This is a genomic window from Anaerofilum hominis, from assembly GCF_014287275.1.
GTDB classification, from domain to species: domain Bacteria; phylum Bacillota; class Clostridia; order Oscillospirales; family Ruminococcaceae; genus Pygmaiobacter; species Pygmaiobacter hominis.
This window is the reverse complement of record NZ_JACONZ010000004.1, coordinates 83,280-101,550: the sequence shown is the minus strand read 5'-3', so window position 1 is coordinate 101,550 and position 18,271 is coordinate 83,280. Positions and strand designations below refer to the sequence as shown.

The 18,271-nt window shown below is 62.7% G+C and carries 18 protein-coding genes; 2 read left to right on the top strand and 16 right to left on the bottom strand.

What is annotated here, in order from left to right:
• Positions 1 to 504 precede the first annotated feature (504 nt).
• On the top strand, positions 505 to 1,413 hold the full coding sequence (locus H8S23_RS10995; protein WP_243166001.1) for a radical SAM protein: 909 nt from the start codon (positions 505 to 507) through the stop codon (positions 1,411 to 1,413).
• Between the two features lie 15 nt (positions 1,414 to 1,428).
• A complete protein-coding gene (locus tag H8S23_RS10990) occupies positions 1,429 to 3,291 on the top strand; it encodes a hypothetical protein (RefSeq protein WP_186888394.1) in 1,863 nt (620 codons plus the stop codon).
• 415 nt (positions 3,292 to 3,706) lie between these two features.
• On the opposite strand, the gene H8S23_RS10985 is transcribed toward H8S23_RS10990, so the two are convergent.
• From H8S23_RS10985 to H8S23_RS10910, 16 genes are all read right to left on the bottom strand, one after another.
• Positions 3,707 to 4,816, bottom strand: a complete 1,110-nt coding sequence (locus H8S23_RS10985; RefSeq protein ID WP_186888393.1) for a THUMP domain-containing class I SAM-dependent RNA methyltransferase — start codon at positions 4,814 to 4,816, stop codon at positions 3,707 to 3,709.
• A gap of 198 nt (positions 4,817 to 5,014) precedes the next feature.
• Positions 5,015 to 5,533: a ribosome hibernation-promoting factor, HPF/YfiA family gene (gene hpf / locus H8S23_RS10980; RefSeq protein WP_186888392.1), complete on the bottom strand. Its 519-nt coding sequence runs from the start codon at positions 5,531 to 5,533 to the stop codon at positions 5,015 to 5,017.
• Between the two features lie 776 nt (positions 5,534 to 6,309).
• Positions 6,310 to 6,726 carry a S1 RNA-binding domain-containing protein gene (locus H8S23_RS10975; RefSeq protein ID WP_186888391.1) on the bottom strand — a complete coding sequence of 139 codons (417 nt, stop codon included), beginning with the start codon at positions 6,724 to 6,726 and terminating at the stop codon, positions 6,310 to 6,312.
• 37 nt (positions 6,727 to 6,763) lie between these two features.
• Positions 6,764 to 7,066 (bottom strand): FtsB family cell division protein, encoded by a 303-nt coding sequence (locus H8S23_RS10970; RefSeq protein ID WP_186888390.1) that lies wholly within the window; start codon positions 7,064 to 7,066, stop codon positions 6,764 to 6,766.
• Positions 7,067 to 7,118: 52 nt separating this feature from the next.
• Positions 7,119 to 7,589, bottom strand: coding sequence for a spore cortex biosynthesis protein YabQ (gene yabQ, locus H8S23_RS10965; RefSeq protein ID WP_186888389.1), 471 nt, complete (start codon positions 7,587 to 7,589; stop codon positions 7,119 to 7,121).
• Entirely contained in the window at positions 7,589 to 7,921 is a 333-nt protein-coding gene (locus tag H8S23_RS10960; protein ID WP_243166000.1) for a YabP/YqfC family sporulation protein, read from the bottom strand. The genes yabQ and H8S23_RS10960 overlap by 1 nt, the downstream gene beginning before the upstream one ends.
• A gap of 444 nt (positions 7,922 to 8,365) precedes the next feature.
• On the bottom strand, positions 8,366 to 8,611 hold the full coding sequence (locus H8S23_RS10955; RefSeq protein ID WP_186888388.1) for an RNA-binding S4 domain-containing protein: 246 nt from the start codon (positions 8,609 to 8,611) through the stop codon (positions 8,366 to 8,368).
• Positions 8,612 to 8,660: 49 nt separating this feature from the next.
• Positions 8,661 to 10,043 carry a cysteine--tRNA ligase gene (cysS, locus tag H8S23_RS10950; RefSeq protein WP_186888613.1) on the bottom strand — a complete coding sequence of 461 codons (1,383 nt, stop codon included), beginning with the start codon at positions 10,041 to 10,043 and terminating at the stop codon, positions 8,661 to 8,663.
• Between the two features lie 521 nt (positions 10,044 to 10,564).
• The gene (locus tag H8S23_RS10945) at positions 10,565 to 10,840 is read right to left on the bottom strand and encodes an HU family DNA-binding protein (RefSeq protein ID WP_186888387.1); all 276 of its coding nucleotides are present in this window, start codon (positions 10,838 to 10,840) and stop codon (positions 10,565 to 10,567) included.
• 50 nt (positions 10,841 to 10,890) lie between these two features.
• Positions 10,891 to 11,673: a nucleoside triphosphate pyrophosphohydrolase gene (mazG, locus tag H8S23_RS10940; protein ID WP_186888386.1), complete on the bottom strand. Its 783-nt coding sequence runs from the start codon at positions 11,671 to 11,673 to the stop codon at positions 10,891 to 10,893.
• 221 nt (positions 11,674 to 11,894) lie between these two features.
• Positions 11,895 to 12,257: a zinc ribbon domain-containing protein gene (locus tag H8S23_RS10935; protein ID WP_243165999.1), complete on the bottom strand. Its 363-nt coding sequence runs from the start codon at positions 12,255 to 12,257 to the stop codon at positions 11,895 to 11,897.
• A gap of 157 nt (positions 12,258 to 12,414) precedes the next feature.
• Positions 12,415 to 13,344 (bottom strand): AAA family ATPase, encoded by a 930-nt coding sequence (locus H8S23_RS10930; protein ID WP_186888385.1) that lies wholly within the window; start codon positions 13,342 to 13,344, stop codon positions 12,415 to 12,417.
• The gene (gene hemZ / locus H8S23_RS10925) at positions 13,310 to 14,806 is read right to left on the bottom strand and encodes a coproporphyrinogen dehydrogenase HemZ (RefSeq protein ID WP_186888611.1); all 1,497 of its coding nucleotides are present in this window, start codon (positions 14,804 to 14,806) and stop codon (positions 13,310 to 13,312) included. The genes H8S23_RS10930 and hemZ overlap by 35 nt, the downstream gene beginning before the upstream one ends.
• A gap of 23 nt (positions 14,807 to 14,829) precedes the next feature.
• Positions 14,830 to 15,402, bottom strand: coding sequence for an MBL fold metallo-hydrolase (locus tag H8S23_RS10920; RefSeq protein WP_186888384.1), 573 nt, complete (start codon positions 15,400 to 15,402; stop codon positions 14,830 to 14,832).
• A gap of 195 nt (positions 15,403 to 15,597) precedes the next feature.
• Positions 15,598 to 16,056 carry a D-aminoacyl-tRNA deacylase gene (gene dtd, locus H8S23_RS10915; protein WP_186888383.1) on the bottom strand — a complete coding sequence of 153 codons (459 nt, stop codon included), beginning with the start codon at positions 16,054 to 16,056 and terminating at the stop codon, positions 15,598 to 15,600.
• A 42-nt stretch (positions 16,057 to 16,098) separates the two neighbouring features.
• The gene (locus tag H8S23_RS10910; protein WP_186888610.1) at positions 16,099 to 18,252 is read right to left on the bottom strand and encodes a RelA/SpoT family protein; all 2,154 of its coding nucleotides are present in this window, start codon (positions 18,250 to 18,252) and stop codon (positions 16,099 to 16,101) included.
• Positions 18,253 to 18,271 lie beyond the last annotated feature (19 nt).

Here is an 18,271-nt window from a genome sequence, read left to right as displayed (position 1 = left end):
TCTCTCCGCCCGCAAACCGGCGCGGGCCAAAACGTGGAGACTTTGCTCCAAGCCTTTATTTGTGTTATGATGATGCCGTGAGCGCCGAGCGCGGACGGCATCCCCGTGCCACGGCCGCCCTGCAAAAGGCGGGGCCGGGCACTTTTTATCCCTGCAGCAGGCCCGCTTTGCCGCGGTGCGCTGTAGCTGTAACTGCAAAGCAAAAAACGGCGCAAACCGGCCGTCAAAAAGCGGCCGTCCCGCAAAGGACGGGCCGTCTGACGCGGACCGAGACAGCCGGCCGCGCAGCTTTGCCCCAAACCCGCGGCTTTGCTTCGCCGTTATTATACCATAGACGCGCAGGCGGCCATGACGTCCCGGCGCATCAAAAACCGGCTGCCCTCCGCGCCGCCGCGCAGGGGCGAGGCGCTGCGCATGATGTGCGCGCTTCGCCGTTATTATACCACATCCCCACTGACATATGGTACACTATTTATACTACTTTTACAGGAAGCGTGTGATCTTTTGGCCGGATATGAACACTGCACCCTTTGCCCGCGCCGCTGCGGCACAGACCGCACCCGCACAGCCGGCCCCTGCGGCGGCACAGATCAGCTGCGTCTGGCCCGGGCCGCGCTCCACTTCTGGGAAGAGCCCTGCATCAGCGGCGAGGGCCCCAACGCGCCGGGCAGCGGCACCGTATTTTTCAGCGGCTGTCCGCTGCGCTGCTGCTTTTGCCAGAATTTTGAGATCAGCGAAGAAAACCGCGGCAAAGCGGTGTCCGAGCAGCGGCTTGCCGAGATCTTTCTGGAGCTGCAGGCCCGCGGCGCGGCCAACATCAACCTGGTCACCGGCACCCACTATCTGCCCGGCATCCTGCGGGCGCTGGCGCTGGCCCGCCCCGCCCTGACGCTGCCGGTGGCCTGGAACTGCGGCGGCTATGAAACGCTGGAAAGCGTGGAGGCACTGGCCGGAGAGGGTGGGGTCGGCATCTTCATGCCGGATCTCAAATACCAAGACCCCGCCCTGTCGGCCCGTTTTTCCCGCGCACCGGATTATTTTGAAGCGGCAAGCCGCGCTGTGCGCCGCATGGTGGAAGTTGCCGGGCCGCCGGTCTATGACGCGCGCGGCCTGCTGCGCAGCGGCGTCATCGTGCGGCATCTGGTGCTGCCCGGCCACCGGGACGACAGCCTGCGCCTGCTGCGCTGGCTTGCCGGCGCCCTGCCCCGCGACAGCTTTATCCTGAGCCTGATGAGCCAGTACACGCCCTATCGCCCTTTGCCCTATAAAGAGCTGAACCGCCGTCTTTCCACCTTTGAATACGACGCTGTGGTAAAAGAAGCCCTGCGCCTGGGCTTTACCCGGGCCTACACCCAGCAGCGCACCGCCGCCAAAGAGGAATACACCCCGCCCTTTGACCTGACCGGCCTGTGAGAGGAGGCATCCCGCTTGATCTATCTGTACGCGTCCCTGTATCTGGCGCTTTTCATCGGCACCGGCATCCTGCTGGCGGGCCTGGCCCTGCCGCGCGAGCCCCTGGCGGCGCGGGCCGCGGTCGGGCTGTCCCTCTCTGTGGTCCTGATGGCCTGGCTGCCTGCGCTGCCCGCCTTTTTTCTCGGTTTTCGCCTGTCCAGCGTGCTGGCGGGCGCGGCCCTCTGTGCCGTCCTTTTTCTGGCGGCCCTGCGCCTGCGGCCCCGGGACGCGGTGCGCGGCGGCTTTGGGCCCGCTTTCTGGGCCTGCGTGCTGCCGATGCTTGCCCTGGGGTCTTTTTTATTGTTCACCCACACCCTTTCCCCGCGGGCGGACGGCAGCCTGTGGGCCGGGCAATCGACTTTCGGCGATCTGCCGATGCATCTCGCCTTTATCAAAAGCCTTGCGGAAAACGGCGTTTTCCCCCCTGTCTACACGCTGGTGGCGGGGGACCTGCCCCTGTCTTATCCCTTTCTGTGTGAAAGCGTGTCCTCTGCCTTACTGCTGTTGGGCCTGCCCCTGCGCGCGGCCTGCCTGGCGCCCCAGCTTATCGCCCTGGCCGCCGTCTTCTGCGGCGCCTACCAGCTGCTGCGGGAGGTCCTCGGCCATGCGGGAAAAGCCGCTCTTGCCTTTTATCTCTTTTTTATGGGCAGCGGTTTCGGCTTTTTTTACTTCCTCGGCGGCGGCAGAGGAAATTTCAGCCGCATCTTTACCGCCTTTTATGAGACCCCCACCAACTATGTGGAGGAAAACGTCGTTTGGGTCAACCCCATCGTGGATCTGCTGGTCCCCCAGCGCGCCACCCTGTTCGGCTGGGCCGTGCTTTTCAGCTGCCTGTATCTGCTGTGCCGTCTCACGTTCGCCCGCGACCGGCGCGTGGCGCCCCTGTTGGGGCTGATGGCGGGCGCACTGCCGATGCTGCACACCCACTCGTTTCTCTCCCTGGCCGTGGTGAGCGCCGTTCTTTTGGTATACGCCCTGCTGGACCGGGAGCGGCCTCCCCGCCAGCTGGCCGCCTGGCTGCTCTATGCGGGGCTTGCCGCCGCGGCGGCCCTGCCGCAGGTGCTCTGCTTCACGCTGGGGGCTTCGGGCGCGCAGCATTTCATCCGCTTTTCTTTCAACTGGGTCAACGCGGGGCGGGACAACTATTTCTGGTTCTATCTCAAAAACATCGGCCTTGTTTATCTGCTGGCCCCACTGGCTTTTTTCCGCGCCGACCGGCCTCAGCGCTGGCTGTATGGGGGCGGTCTGGCGTTGTTGGCCCTCTGTGAGTGCATCGTTTTTCAGCCCAACCCCTATGACAACAACAAGCTGCTTTACATCTGGCATTTCATGGGCTGTATGCTGGCGGCAGGGCTGCTGTGGCGGGCTGCTGCCGGGCTTCGTCACCGGCGCTGGCGCAGGGCCGCGGCCGGGCTGGGGGTCTTTCTGGCCACCTTTGGCTCTGTGCTCACGGCGGGGCGCGAACTGGTGAGCGGTTACCAGCAGTTCGGCGCAGCGGAGGTGCGGGCCGCCGCCTGGGCGGAGAGCGCCACCAGCCCCGGGGCGCTTTTCCTCACCGCGGACAACCACAACAACGCCCTGGCCAGCCTGGCGGGCAGGCGCATCCTCTGCGGCAGCGGCAGTTATCTCTACTATCACGGCCTGGATTACGGCGCGCAGTATGATGCAATGCAGCGTTTGCTCACCGTCCCCGACGAGTCCCTTTTGGAGCAATGGAAGATCGATTACGCCTGGTTCTCCTCTTATGAACGCGCTGCCGGCGGCGCGGAGGCCTGGTATGCAGAGCGCTACGAGGCCGTCTATTCCGCGGACGGCGTGACGGTGTACCGCATCCGCTGAGGCCCGGCGCAGAGGGGTCCGCTCTCTCTGCGGGCAGCGCGTTGGCCTCCTCTTTGAAGCCCGTCCGCGGGAAAGCCGGCGAAAACGCCGGAAAAGCCCTGAACGGACAGGATGCCGTCAGGCCTTTCAGGCGGTATGGGACCTGCTCTCTCCCCCATCGCCCGCCCCGCAGCCCCGGGACAGCCGCTCGCTGCGTGGACTACGCCCTGCTGTGTGAAAAGGGCATTATGGGGTCTCCCGCTTTGCCCGGGACCTGATGCAAAAGGCTCTTTGCCCGGCCCGGCAGAGCCGGAGAGCCCCCTTTTGCTCCGGCGGCAGCACAAAAAACTCCCGCGGCCCTTTTCGCTAAAGAAAAAGCCGCGGGAGTTTCACTTTTTCGCGCCCGGTAAGCGGGAGCGCCGTCGGGAGGGGCGGCTTAGAAGTACATGTAGAGCTGGCAGGGGATCATGCCGTTGTAGAGCTTGCGCCGCCGGGCGGCCTTTTTGCCGAAATTCTGCTCAAACTCAGCGTCCGCCGTGATGATATAGGCGCCCGAGACCGGGCTCTCCTGCAGCCGCGCGCCCAGCGTTTTTTCCAGGCGGCCCGCCTCGGCCAGATCTCCCAGCCGCTCCCCGTAAGGGGGATTTGTGAGCACCAGGCTGCGCGGGGCGGGGGCAAAATCCGCCACGTCCGCGGTAAAAAAGCGGCAGCGCTCGCCCACGCCGGCCAGCTTGGCGTTTTTGTTGGCCAGTTCCACCGCATGCGGGTCGATATCAAACCCCACGCCTTCAAAGGCCGCGGTCCTGTCCACTTCGGCAAGGGCCTGCTCCCGCGCCTCGCGCCACACCTGCTGCGGCACAAAGGCGTAATGCTCGGCAAGAAAGCGGCGGCGCAGGCCCGGGGCGATGTGCAAAGCCTTTTGGGCCGCCTCGATGACAATGGTGCCGCTGCCGCAGAAAGGGTCCTGCACCAGGCTGTCGCCCCGCACCCGGGCCAGGTCGACGATGGCCGAGGCCAGCGTTTCCTTGATGGGCGCTTCCGTGGCGCGCGCTCGGTAGCCCCGCTTGTGCAGACCGTCGCCGCTGGTGTCGAGGAACAGCTCCATCACATCCTTGCGGATGGAAAAGCGCACCTTGTACAGCTGGCCATCTTCGGGCAGCACCGAAACGCCGTGCCCTCTTTTAAGGCGCTCCACGATCGCCTTTTTGACGATGCCCTGGCAGGCCGGGACGCTGGAGAGGGTGGAGGAAAGCGAGGACCCCTTGACCGGGAACTCCGCGTCCGCGGGCAGCAGCGCCTCCCACGGCACCGAGGTCACCGCGTCGAACAGCTCGTCAAAGGTGGCGGTGCGGCAGCGCTTGAGCAGCAGCAGGATCCGCTCGGCACAGCGGCTTTGAAGATTGGCCGCGGCCAGCACCCGCTCGTCCCCCTTAAAAGAGACTCGGCCGTCGGTCACGGTGACGTCGCTGGCGCCGATCTTTTTAAAATCAAATGCAGCGCTGCGCTCGGTGCCGAAATAGCAGGGGGCGACAAATTCATAGGTCATGGAAAACTTCCTTTCTGTAAGGGGCGTTTGCCGATACGGGACAGCCGGCGCTTCCGCGCAGGTGTTTTCGTCCCGTCAAACGCCCGTTTTTGCTCAAAAAGAGAGGGCGGAACGCTCCGCCCTCTCCTGCGGTCTATCTGGTCGTTCACGATCCCGCCGGCGCCCGGCTGCGGGCCCGCACCTGCAGGGTCACGGCTTTTATTCCTTGGGGATCAGCAGGCCATAGGTGCCGTTTTTGCGGCGGTAGACCACGTTGATCTCGTCGCTGTCCACATTGCGGAACAGGAAAAACGAGTGCCCGATCAGGTTCATCTGCAGGATGGCCTCGTCCACACTGGCGGGCTTGACATAGAAATGCTTTTCGCGCACAACGGCAAACGACTCTTCTTCCTGTTCGATCCCGGCATAATCGTCAAACGCCGCTTTGTAGAGCTTGGTCTCGAGCCGCTTGCGGTTTTTGACGATCTGTTTGGTGAGGATCTCCACCGCCGCGTCCAGCGCGTCCTCCATATTATCGGCACTTTTTTCGGCCCGGGCGACAAAGCCTTTGTCGCGCACCGTGATCTCGACGGTCTGCCAGTCTTTTTCCACCGTCACAGTCACCTGTGCGGCGGCCTCGTCGGAGAAGAACTTGTCCAGCTTGGAAAGGCGCTTGTCAGCGCGCTCGATGAACGCCGGTTTCAAACTGACTTTTCTGCCCGTGGTGCTGATCTTCATAACAATACCTCCTAGCTGAGAGCTACTGGCCCCCGTTGCCGGGTTCCTGTTATGATTATATCACAAAACATGCGGGCGTAAAAGAAGATTTTACAGTCAATTTGACAAATATTTGTGAACCTGTGACGGCCTGCCGCAGAGCGGCGCGCTTCGACTGTTTTTTTGCGCTGCGCGGGGTACACTGTAACTGCATTCCCCAGACGGCGGCACAAGAACTGCTTTTGTGCCGCCGTCCTACTTTTTGCCGCCGGCGCGCAAAAAAGCCGGGGTCGGCCCCGGGCGCAGCCGCAAAAAGTTTTAGGCGCCGGGCGCGCGCCGCTCGATATCCGCAAAAATGTCTTTTTAAGGCCCGCCGCTCTTCTCCGCGAGAAACGCACGGCAAAAGCGGCGGCGCGGGCCTGCCGGCAGACCTTTTTTACCCCTCCGCCACAAGCGGCGTCGCCTTTCTGAGTGCAGTCCGCCGCCGGGGCGTCTGGCTGCAGCATACGTTTTTTTCTCTGCGGGCCGCCGCGGCGGCGGAGCAAAAGCCGACGGGCGCTTCCCCTGGCCAGTGCTGATCGCGCCTCTCCCGCACAGAGCGTGCGCAAACAAAAAACAGCCGCAGGGCGGCTGCTTTTTTGCCGCCCCGCGGCCGGGCCCCTCCCCCTGCCCTTTGGCAGAGTGTTGGAACGGATGCCCGAAAAAGCGGCTCGTCCTGAAGACTGCGCCGCCGTCCTGCGGGACTGCCGGGCACAGAACCGAAAAAATAGCCGCTGCGCGGCTATTTTTGTATCTGCTTATCTTCTGCGGGAATAACCGCCGCCGCGGCGGGCCTCGGTCACCCGCTTGAGGTCGGAGATCTTCTCTTCGCTCTGGCTCTTGAATTTTGCCATCATGTCCTCAAAGCTCAGATCGCCCTGCGGCGCCTGCTGGCGCGGCTGCCAGACCTTGCCGGTATCGGCGCGCGTCGGCTTGGGGCGCGGCATGGTGCGCTTGATCGAAAGCGCGATCTTGCCCTCCGGCGAAACCGACATCACCTTAACCTTGACCTGCTGGCCCTCGCTCAGCACGGTGCTCAGCTCCTGGATATACTCGTTGGAAACCTCTGAGATATGCACCATGCCGGTCTTGCCGTCCGGCAGCTGGACAAATGCGCCGAATTTTTTGATCCCTGTGACCTTGCCCTCTACGATACTCCCTACCTCAACTGCCATGTACCCGAATTTCTCCTTCTCTTTGTGTGGCTCCGGCTCATTTGCCGGACATGTCGATAAAGATGCGTTCACCGGGGGCAGCGTACCCCAGCCGGTCCCGCGCGATCCGTTCCATATACTCGTCTTCGCCGCCTGAAGAGATCAGCCGCTCCAGCTCGGTGTTCTGCTCTGCCTGGCGGGTGAGGTCCGTGTTCAGCGAGTTCAGCTGCTGACGCTTGACCATGATATCCACCTGGCTGATGATCAGGGTGACGGCGAGATAAACGATGAGGCCCGCCGCGCCGACCCGCAGCACAAAACCCGACAGGTTCAGCCCCCTGCCGCTGTTCTTTTTGCGCATCCCGCAGCCCCCCTCCGTTTAAAAATGGACGCAATGAACCCTTTGCTCACTGTTAATTTGAATTATACAACACTTTCCCTGCCGGTTGCAAGGGTTCCTTCTTTCTTTTCTTTTTTTCGCGGCGCTTTTTTTTGCGTTTCTCCCGGTGCGCGCCCAGCTTTTTGCCCAGCGGGGCGATCACATACCGTTTCAAAAGCCGCCAGGGAAGCAGCAACAAAAACAGCAGCCCCCGGCGCAGCGCTGCCGTAAAGGGCGCGACCGCGAAAAAATAAGCCGCATACCCCGCCGCCATGCCCGCTGCGATGTACCAGCGCAGAAAGCCCGTATAGCTGTAGGACACGCCGAAGCTGACCGCCGCCGCGGCCGACAGCGCAAAAAAAAGCAGATCGCAGAAGAACACGACCGGTTTGGCCCCGCCCAGAAAAAATCGCACCGCGTCGTACAGGGCCGCCAGCAGCAGCCCCAGCCCCAGTGCGGAAAAAGCGTCCATCCCCTGCAGCTGCAGAGGGACCTGAGTGACCATCAGCGGGTCAGGCGGCCCAAAAGCCCGCCTTTCCTTTCTTTTTTGTCCTCATACTGGATATACTCGATCTCACCGCTGACCCGCAGCTCTCCGCTTTGGCAGGAGAGCTCGCTGACTTTGAGGTTTTTGCCCCCGATGACCAGCATGCCGAGATCGGTGAGCACGGTGGCCGAATACTCATCGTAAGAGACCACCTGGCGGATGCCCGTGGCGGTGAGATTCGACCTGTTTTCGACGATGAGATTGTGCCGCACCGTCTGCGGGGCCGTCTGAGCGGGCGCAGCGGCCCCCGCCTCTGCGCGGAACACGTTTTTTGCCTGTGGCTGCATCATAGAGATCCCTCTTCCCTTCCTTTGGGCGGTGTGCCGCCCCTGTTCGCCGCACGCGGCGCGGTCTTTCCGCGCATCCGCAAAAAGGGTCGCCGCGCAGCGCCTTGTACCCTATCTCTATGCGGGCCCGCCGTCCCGTATGCGTCCCGCGGCAAAGGGGCCGGGGGCTGCCCCGCCCCGCCGCCCGCGCCCCTGCGCCCCCGTCTCGCCTATCTTCTCCCGCTCTGCCGCCGTGTCCGCCGCAGCCTGTCCGCGCCCATGCGCCCCTGCGCGCGGTTGGGGCGGGACCGTCCCGCAAAGGTCCCGGCCGCCCGGCGCCCGAAAGCGCGCCGCCCTCATCGTCCGCTGCCCCTGGCCCGGCCCTGCTTTTACCGCCTTGAAAACCGCAGGCCGCATTTTTTGACCTCATAAAAAAAGGGGGAGACGCGCTGCGTCTCCCCCTGCGGGTCATTCTTCCAGAACCACGTACATCTCCCGCGCCACGTCCTTGCCCGAGGGCGGCTCTACCGACGTCACCTTGACCCGCAGCGGCTTCTGGCCGAACTGCACTTCGATGACGTCGCCCTCGCTCACGGCGTAGCTGGCCTTGACCTGTCTGCCGTTTACCGTGATGCGGCCCGCGTCCGCCACCTCGTTGGCCACGGTGCGGCGCTTGATCAGGCGGGAGACTTTCAGATATTTGTCTATGCGCATAGATGCTCCTTCTGCCGGGACGCGCTCGCCGCGCGTGCCGCCGGCACGGTTATTTCTTTATGATCTTGGGGCCGTTGGGGGTGTCCTCCACCGCGTAGCCCAGCGACGCCAGCTCATCCCGGATCGCGTCCGCGCGCGGCCAGTCTTTCGCCTTGCGGGCTTCCGCGCGCTCCTCCGCCAGCTCCTGCACCCGGGCGGGCACCTCGTCCTTGGCGCGGTTATAAAGCAGGCCCAGCACCCCGGTGAGCTCATCAAAGACCCGGGCCGCTTTTTCCAGCGTTTCCTTTGAGGACGCGGCGGACAGGGTGTTGATGTCCCGCGCCAGCTCAAAGACAGCCGCAATGGCGTCGGCGGTGTTCAGGTCGTCGTCCATGGCCGCGATAAATTTTTCCTGCGCCGCGTCGGCCCGGTCCGCCAGCGCGGTGTCGCTGCCGGAGGCATTGGCGATGGCAAAGTCCAGATTGTCGCGGCAGGTGTGCAGCCGCTCCAGGCTGGCTTTGCAGCTCTCGATGACCTCTTTGGTGTAATTGATGGGGGTGCGATAATGGCCGCTGATCAGGAAAAAGCGGATGGGCTCATAGCCCACCTGTTCCGCCACGTCCCGCACGGTGAAAAAGTTGTTCAGGCTTTTGCTCATCTTGTGGTTGTCGATATTCAAAAAGCCGTTGTGCATCCAGTAGCGGGCAAAGGTGCAGCCGTTGGCGCACTCGGACTGGGCGATCTCGTTTTCATGGTGCGGGAAAACCAGGTCCACGCCGCCGCAGTGCAGGTCGATCGTGTCGCCCAGATGCCTGCGGGCCATGGCCGAGCACTCGATGTGCCAGCCGGGACGGCCGGGGCCCCAGGGAGAATCCCACGCCGGTTCGCCGGGCTTGGAGCCTTTCCAGACCGCGAAGTCCAACGGGTCCTCCTTGATCTCGCCCACTGCGATGCGGGCGCCGCTTTCCAGATCTTCCAGCGGCTGATGGGACAGCTTGCCGTAATGCGCGTCTTTGCGGGAGCGGAAATAAACGTCCCCGTTGCCGGCCGGATAGGCGTACCCTTTTTCGATGAGGTCTTTGATGATGGACTGGATCTCCTCGATATGCTCGGTAGCCCGCGGATGGACGGTGGCGGGTTTGACGTTCAGGCCGCGGCAGTCCTTGAAATACTCCTCTTCATAGCGGCGGGCGATCACATCGTAGGAGACGCCCTCCTCGTTGGCCTTTTTGATGATCTTGTCGTCAATGTCGGTGATATTGGAGACATAGAGCACCCGGTTGCCCCTGTACTCCAGATAGCGGCGCAGCGTGTCAAAAACACAGACCGGCCGGGCGTTTCCCACATGGATATAGTTATAGACGGTGGGGCCGCAGACATAGATGCGGTATTCGCCCTCTTTCATGGGGACAAATTCCTCTTTTTGTCTGCTCATGGTGTTGAAGATCTTCATGTGTGACATCTCTCTCATTTCCTTTCAAAGCAGCCAAAGACCGGGTACAAAAAGCGCCCCCGTTTGCCCTGGAAAGGCAAAACGAAGGCGGCCTGATACCGCGGTTCCACTTCGGCTTATTACTCTTAGCCCTTGATAACGGGGGCGGCCGCAGGCGGCTACCGGGGCCGAAAGCCCGTTCACCTCCCGTGCTGCCGGGTGCATTTTGCGGCGGGCGGCGACGGGGCGCGCTCGCAGCGGTGCGGAGGTTTTCTCCGCGCTGCGCGCCTTCTCTGCAGCGTCTGCCCTGCCGGTACTTCTCCCGGTGCCGGCGCGCCAGAAACGCGCCATCGCATTTGCCTTATTGTCGCTCATTATAGCAGGTTTTATGCGCCCCGTCAAACCGTGCGGCGGCGGCCTTTTCCGCCTTTCGCCGTGCCGCCGGGGGGCCTTTCGCGCCCTGTAAAAAGTGCGCCGCGCTGCGCGCCCGGGCGCAAAAAAAGGACGCCCTCTGCGGGGCGCCCTGATTTTGATGCGAGGTCTTATTTCGCGACGGCGTCTTTCAGGGCTTTGCCGGCCTTGAAAGCAGGAGCCACGGTCGCGGGGATGGTGATCTCCTCTTTGGTGCGGGGATTGCGGCCCTTGCGCGCCGGGCGCTTGCGGGTCTCAAAAGTGCCGAAACCAACGAGGGCGACCTTGTCGCCGTCGACCAGCGCGGCGGTGATGGAATCCAGAACAGCGGTGACGGCCTTGTCGGCGTCTTTCTTGGTCAGGCCGGCGTCCTCCGCGACCTTGGCGACTAAATCTGCTTTCGTCATGATAAAAATACCTCCACTAAAAATGAATATATGACAAGGGGTCTTCCCCATTAAGGGAACTTTGTGATCCCGCGCCAGAGCTCGTCCCGTTCCGGGCCGGAAAGAGCGGAAAACCCGCCCTTTGCCTCCGCCCGCCGTTCCGCCTCTGCCGCAGCGGCGGTAAATGTTTCGCTGGCCCGGGTGAGCGCCAGCTCCGCGTCGACGCCGGCCAGGCGCACGGCGCCCACCGCCGCAAAGAGCAGCCGGCCTGCGGCCTGAGCGCGCGCTTCCTGCTCCGCGGCCGCACACAGCGCTTCGCCCGCAGCGGCAGCGGCGGAAAGAGCTTCCTGCGCCCCGTGCCAGCCAAGGCCGTAGCCTGCGGCGCGTTTTTGCAGCTTTGCGGCGCGCATCGCCCCCGGCAGGGTGGTGGGGACCGCCTCCAGGTCGCTTGCCGCCGTCTCGTGATGTTTTTCTTTTTTCTTCAGTTCATCCCAGTTTTTGAGCACCTGCCCCGAGGTGTCCGCCGTGACGTCGCCAAAGACGTGAGGATGGCGATAGATCAGCTTTTTGCAGATGCCGTCGCAGACGTCGTCAAAGGTAAAACGGCCCGCCTCGGCCTCCATTTGGGCGTGCAGGGCGACCTGCAGCAGCACATCGCCCAGTTCCTCTTCCAGCATCGCGGGATCCCCCGCGTCGATGGCTTCGGCGGCCTCGTAGGTCTCCTCGATAAAATTCATGCGGATGGAAGCGTGGGTCTGCTCCCTGTCCCATGGACAACCGCCGGGGGCGCGCAGGAGGCGCACGATCTCGATCAGATCAGTCGCGCCATACTTTTCTTTGAGCGAAAACTCCACTTCCGTCCCCCCCGGTTTTTAACGCGTATGTCTATATTACAGCAAAAAAAAGCACATTTCAAGCCTAAAAACACCATTTTAAGCGGTGCGGCGGCATTTTCAGCCTGCCGCTGCCAGGTAAAATTTTCCATACCTCTTTTGCGCCGTTTTTCCGCCCTCAGCGAAGAGTTCCGCCGCCCGGGCGCCGCTTTTTTTCCAGATACCAGAAGCGGGCCCTGCCGTCAGGACAGCTTAGCCCCGCAGTGAGAGCAAAACCCGGCATCCTCCGCGACCTCCGCGCCGCATTCGGGGCAGATCGAAACGCAGTAGCGCTCCGCCTGGGCGGCCTCGTGTTCGTTGAGTTTTTCCTCCACACCGGCGATGATTTCAATGTAATGGTCTACCAGGCCGGGATTTTCCTCCCCGGATTTGCGCAGCGAGTAGACCAGCGCGCCCAGCTGCCGCTGCGCCTTGGCCAGCTCGTTTTCCAGGCTCATGCGGTCCAATTTGTCCCTGCCCCGGGCCGCCAGGTTTTCAGCCGTATCCACGGCCTTGTTCGCCACCTCCCGGGCGGCATCCATGAATTGATCCAACGCGTTTGCCATCTGGTAACCTTCTCTCTTAGTATGGCCCTCTGCGCAGCCCTTAAACGCTGGGCAAAGGGCGGTCATATGAGCCTGCGGCCCGATCTGGGATCCCTGGTTTTGCAGGCTCTCTTTTTCCATTATAGCGGGGACGGCCGCAGCGTGCAACCGTCCGGGCTCACTCTCCCAAAAATTCCTGCAGCATCGAATCCGCCGGGATCAGCCCGTCGTCGATGGGGGTGCACAGCGAAAAGGCCCCGGCCAGCTGATAGAGCCGCTCGGCATAGGGGCTGTTCTCCGGCAGCTTGCCGGCCAGCGGCGTGACGGAGGGCGCAAGGCAACAGATCTCGTAGCTGAAAGAGGTGTCCAGCAACAGGTCGGCCTCCGGCTTAAAGACCTTGATGAACTGATCCTCGCCGATGCAGACGTTGTCCCACATGCCCAGGGTCTTTTCCAGGCTGTGGCCGCGGAATTTGTAATCCCGCACCATACGCCGCGCCAGGCGGATGTCCCGGGTGGGCAGCACCCGCTGGCCCCGGTAGGAGTACTCCTCCCGCAGGCCGGCATAGATCTTGTAGACCTTGCTGCGCGGCAGCGAGGCGGTAAGCGCCGGGTTGAGCGCGTGGATGCCCTCGACCACCACCACGCCGCCGTTCAGATCCAGGTCCAGCCACTCCTCTTTGCGGCGCTCGGACAAAAAGTCAAAATCCGGGATGCGGGTGTGCCCGGTCTGCAGCAGCTCTGCCAGACAGCGGTTGACCAACGGCACGTCGATGGCCTCCACGTTTTCATAGTCCTTGCTGCCGTCCGGCAGGCGGGGGTAATCCTCCAGATTTTTAAAAAAGTTATCCAGCGAGATCACACAGGAATAGCTGCCGTTCCTGCGGATGCAGTCGGCCAGCTTGTGGGCTGTGGTGGTCTTGCCGGAGGCGGAGGGCCCGGTGAGCATAACGATGCTGCGCCGCTGGACCAGCACCTCCCGCGCGGCCGCCTCCACCCTGCTCTGATATTCGATCTCACAATGGCTGATAAAGCTCTCGGGGTTTTCCGCCGCCGTGTTCACCAGGCCGATCTCAACAAGACGTTTCGGGATCCAGATAGCGGCCATAAAATTCACCTATCCTTTTCTTTCTCTCCAGTATCGTATCAAAACCGGCGATATATTCCGCCGGATATTTGTAGTTGAAGATGCGCTCGATGCGGTCACCGCCCGGGGCTTTCAGCTTGGTGGAGCCGCCCGCGCCGGTGGAGAAGATGGTGTGCAGCTCTTCCATGATATAGATATTATACAGCCCGGCGAAGCCCGGTTTTGTAAAGCCTGTGTTTTCCAGATTCTGCAGGGTGCCCTTCTGGCGATAGAGATAATAGGGGGCATATCCGGCCTCCGGCAGCAGCCGGTTTTTTTCCACCATGGCCGCCACGTCCTCGTACTCGTCCCGGGCGTGCTCAATGACCAGGTTTGAGGCGCGCTTCAGGGTGAGCGTGTGCACGGTGATATTCTCCGGCCCGAGGCTGATGGTCTGGCGCAGGCTGCGCTCGAAGCCCTCCACCGTGTCCCGGGGCAGCCCCGCAATAAGGTCCATATTGATGTTTTTGTGCCCCACCCGCCGCGCTGTGGCGTAACAGTCCAAAATTGCCTGCGCAGTGTGCCTGCGCCCGATGGCAGCGAGCACCTCGTCGCTGAAGGTCTGCGGGTTGATGGAGATGCGGGTGGCGCCGTATTCCAGCAGGACCGCGAGTTTTTCCTCGTCGGTGCAGTCGGGCCGCCCGGCCTCGACGGTATACTCTTCCAGGGAGGCGAGGTCGACGCAGCGGCGCACCGTGCCCATCAGCTGGCGCAGCTGCGCGGCCGAGATCGCCGTGGGGGTGCCCCCGCCGATGTAAACCGTGCACAGCCGCAGCCCCAGCTCCCGGATGATCTTTACCGTGTGTTCCACCTCTGTGCAGAGCTTATCGAGATAGGGCTGCACCAGCGCCTGCTCGCGCCCAATGGTGCGGGAGACGAACGAGCAATAGCTGCACCGGGACGGGCAGAAAGGGATGCCGATATACAGGCTGCAGCTGCGCCGGGGCAGCCGGGCGATCACCGGCTGCTGGGCGTGGGCTGTGGCCAGGGCAAGCGCAGTCTTCTGCGGCGTGACCAGACAGCGGCCGGTAAAATGGGACGTCACCGACGCGTCGTCCGCCCCTTTCTCCCACAGCTCGTGCACCAGCCGCACCGGCCGCACCCCGGTGAGCACGCCCCAGGGCGGCCGGGAGCCTGTGCGGCTGCACAGCAGCCCGTACAGCAGCCGGCAGAGGGCAAATTCCAATTCTTTTTCTTCGGGACGGGGCATCGTCTGTACAAAGGCCCCCTGCGGTGTGCGCAGCGCGGCCAGAATGCGGCGCCTGCCCGCGCGCACCGCGATCAGGCCGTCGCACAGCACTGCCTCCCGGTGGCGGGTGGTGGGTTCCAGCACGTCGCCGGGCTTTGGCCGGGCGACGCCCTCCCGCACGAGAAGATCGCGGTAAAACATGCGGGCGATGTGCTCGATCTCATAGACCGGCAGCCCGCTGACAGATAAAAGCATCGACACGGCGTGGGGTCCCTTTCTCAGCGCAGATAGCGGTTATAGGCTTTCTCCGCCGAAAAGGTGGAGAACTCCTCGTGGCCGGGCAAAACCTGCGGGTCCCCCTGGATCCTGTCCAGCAGCTTGTGCAGCGATCTCTGTATTTCAGTATAGCTGCCTCCCTCGAGATCGGTGCGCCCGATATCCCCGGCGAAGAGCGTGTCGCCGGAGAACAGGCGGTCGCCCATCTGCAGGCAAACGCTGCCCGGCGTGTGCCCCGGTGTCGTGATGACCGAAAATGCCAGCTCGTCGACCTGCACGGTCTGCCCATCCTCCAGGCTCTCGTCCGCCTTGAGGCCAAACAGCACGGCATCGTTTTTGTTGAGGTACACCCGCGCGCCCGTGGCCTTTTTCAGAGCCGGGATGGACCCAACATGGTCAAAATGGCCATGGGTCTGCAGGATGGCGGCCAGAGAGGCGTGTTCCCGGTCCAGCAGCTCCAGATACTTTTCCGGCGCGGCGCAGGCATCGATGACCACACCGCGGCCCGCCTCGCTGATGATAAGGAAGCTGTTGGTGTAATAGGGACCGGGAGCGTTGAGATGATAAAATTTCATAAGGACCACCTTTTCCGTAGTTAAATGGAGAAAATGGGGCCGCGCGGCGCGCCGGGCAGCGCGCGCCGGGACCGCCGCGCCCCCGTTTTCTTGTCTGCTGTTTCCCGCCGCTGCACTTTTTTGTCTGCTGCTCCACGGACCGGCAAAAGCGGTCCCGAGGTGCGGGCGCGGCTTGCGATCTTTCCGGCGCCGGCCTCAGCTGCGCTTCCACTCCTCGGTGTCCAGCACCAGCGTCACGGGGCCGTCGTTGACCAGGGCGATCTGCATATCCGCGCCAAACTCCCCCGTCTCGACCCGCGCCAGACCGCTGCTGCGCACGCACTCTACAAACAGATGGTAGGCCTCCACCGAGAGGGGCGGCTTTGCCGCCCGGATAAAGCTGGGGCGCCGCCCCTTTTTTGTGTCCGCCTGCAGCGTGAAATTGCTGACGACCATGGCCTCATAGCCCAACTCCGGGGCCGACAGGTTCAGCTTGCCCTGCCCGTCCTCAAACACGCGCAGCTCGGCGCACTTGCGCGCCAGCAGCCGCGCGTCCTCCATGGTATCCTCTGCGGCCACCCCCAGCAGGATCAGAAGCCCGCACCCGATGGCGCGGGTCTCCTGCCCGTCGATGGTCACCTGTGCGGAACGCACCCGCTGTACGACTGCTCTCATAACCGCTCCTTTTTCGCTCTGTAATTTGCGGCCCCCGCCCGTTCAGGTGCGGGTGACCGAGACCACGTCTCTGACCTTTTTCAGCTTGGCGATGACCGAGCCCAGGTGGTCGATGTTGTTGATGCCTATCGTGACCAGAATACTGCTGCGGCCGTCGGCATTCTGCCGCGCGGTGAAAGCGTAGATCGGCACCTTCATGTTGGCGATCATGGCGCTGACGTCCGCGATCAGGGAGGGCCGGTCGACGGCGATGATCTCCAACGTGGATTTAAAGCTTTCCCGCACGCCGTCCGCCCAGTAGGCGTTTACCCAGCGGGGGCTCGACTCGTCCAGATTGCGGCCCACCAGCGCGTTGGGACAATCCTTTTTGTGGATGGACACACCGTAGCCGCGGGTGATAAAGCCCACGATCTCGTCCCCGGGCAGAGGATTGCAGCATTTTGCAAACTTGATCAGGCAGTTGTCGATGCCCTCGACGATGACCCCCTCGCTGCTCTTCTGCTTTTTGATCGGCATTTCAAAGATCTCTACCGGGTCGGCGGAGCGCACCAGCTTGGCGTACTCGTCCTTGACCTTGGGCAGCAGGCGGCTCATCTGCAGGCCGCCATAGCCCAGCGCTGCAAACATCTCCTCCGCGCTGTTCATCCGCTGCCGGTGAGCGATATCCTCCATGAACGAGTCGTATTTGTCCTCGGGCAGCGTGATCAGGTTGCGCCGCAGCTCTTTGTCGAGCATGTTTTTGCCCTCTGCGACGTTTTCCTCCCGCCGTTCTTTTTTGAACCAGTTGCGGATCTTGCTTTTTGCCTCGCTGGTGGTGACGATGGACAGCCAGTCCCGGCTGGGGCCCTTGTCCTTGGCGCCCGTGAGCACCTCGATCACCTCGCCGGTGGCGACCTTGTGGTCGATGGGGACGATGCGGCCGTTCACCTTTGCGCCGGTCATGCGGTTGCCCACCGCCGTGTGGATGGCATAGGCAAAGTCGATCACGGTGGCACCGGTGGGCAGGTTGATCACGTCGCCTTTGGGCGTAAAGACAAAGACCTCCTCGGGCAGCAGCTCGGACTTGATATTGCGCAGCAGGTCCACCGCGTCCTCAGAGTCCCGCTGGCTCTCCAGCAGCTGGCGCACCCAGGCCAGGCGCTCTTCCAGCTTATCCGGCCCCTGGATGCCGGCCTTGTACTTCCAGTGCGCGGCCACGCCGTACTCCGCTGTGTGGTGCATATCCCAGGTGCGGATCTGCACCTCAAAGGGGATGCCCTCGTGCCCCAGCACCGTGGTGTGCAGCGACTGGTAGCCGTTGGGCTTGGGGGTGGAGATATAATCCTTGAAGCGGTTGGGCAGCGGGTGGTACATGTCGTGGATCACACCCAGGGCATTGTAGCACTCGGCCACCGTCTCGACGATGATGCGCAGCGCATAGACGTCGTAGATCCCCTCAAACTCTTTGTTCTGGATATACATCTTGCGGTAGATGCCGTAGATGGACTTGACCCGGCTGGAAAGCTGCGCTTTTTCTATCCCGTTTTCTTCCAGCCGCTGCCGGATCTGCCTGGCCACATCGGCGATGAACTCGCCGCGCCCGCCGTGCCGCTCCAGCAGCGAGACGATATCCTGATACCCCACCGGGTCCAGAAACGCGAGGCTTCGGTCCTCCAGCTCCTCCTGGATATTGTTCATGCCCAGGCGATGGGCGATGGGGGCGTAGACCTCCATGGTCTCCAGCGCTTTGTCCCGCCGCTTCTGGTCCGGCATGGCCGCCATGGTGCGCATGTTGTGCAGCCGGTCGCAGAGTTTGATCAGCATGACGCGGATATCCTGGCTCATGGCCAGCAGCATCTTGCGCAGGTTTTCGGCCTGCTGTTCCTCCATGGTGGAAAAGGTGATCTGCCCCAGCTTGGTCACCCCGTCCACCAGGTTGGCCACCTCTTCGCCGAACGCATTTTTCACGTCCGCTTTGGTGACCTCGGTGTCCTCCACCACATCGTGCAGCAGGGCCGCCGCGATGCTGGCGGAATCCAGCCCCAGGTCGATGAGCAGGGCCGCCACGCTCAGCGGATGGGTGATATAGGGTTCGCCGCTGCGCCGCTTGACGCCGCGATGCGCCGCCGAAGCGACTTCATAGGCGTGGCCGATCAGCTCCATATCATAGCTGCGGCCCGCCTCTTTCAACAGCTCCTCAAGTTTTTCATAGGTCATCCACTCTTCCAAACCGGTC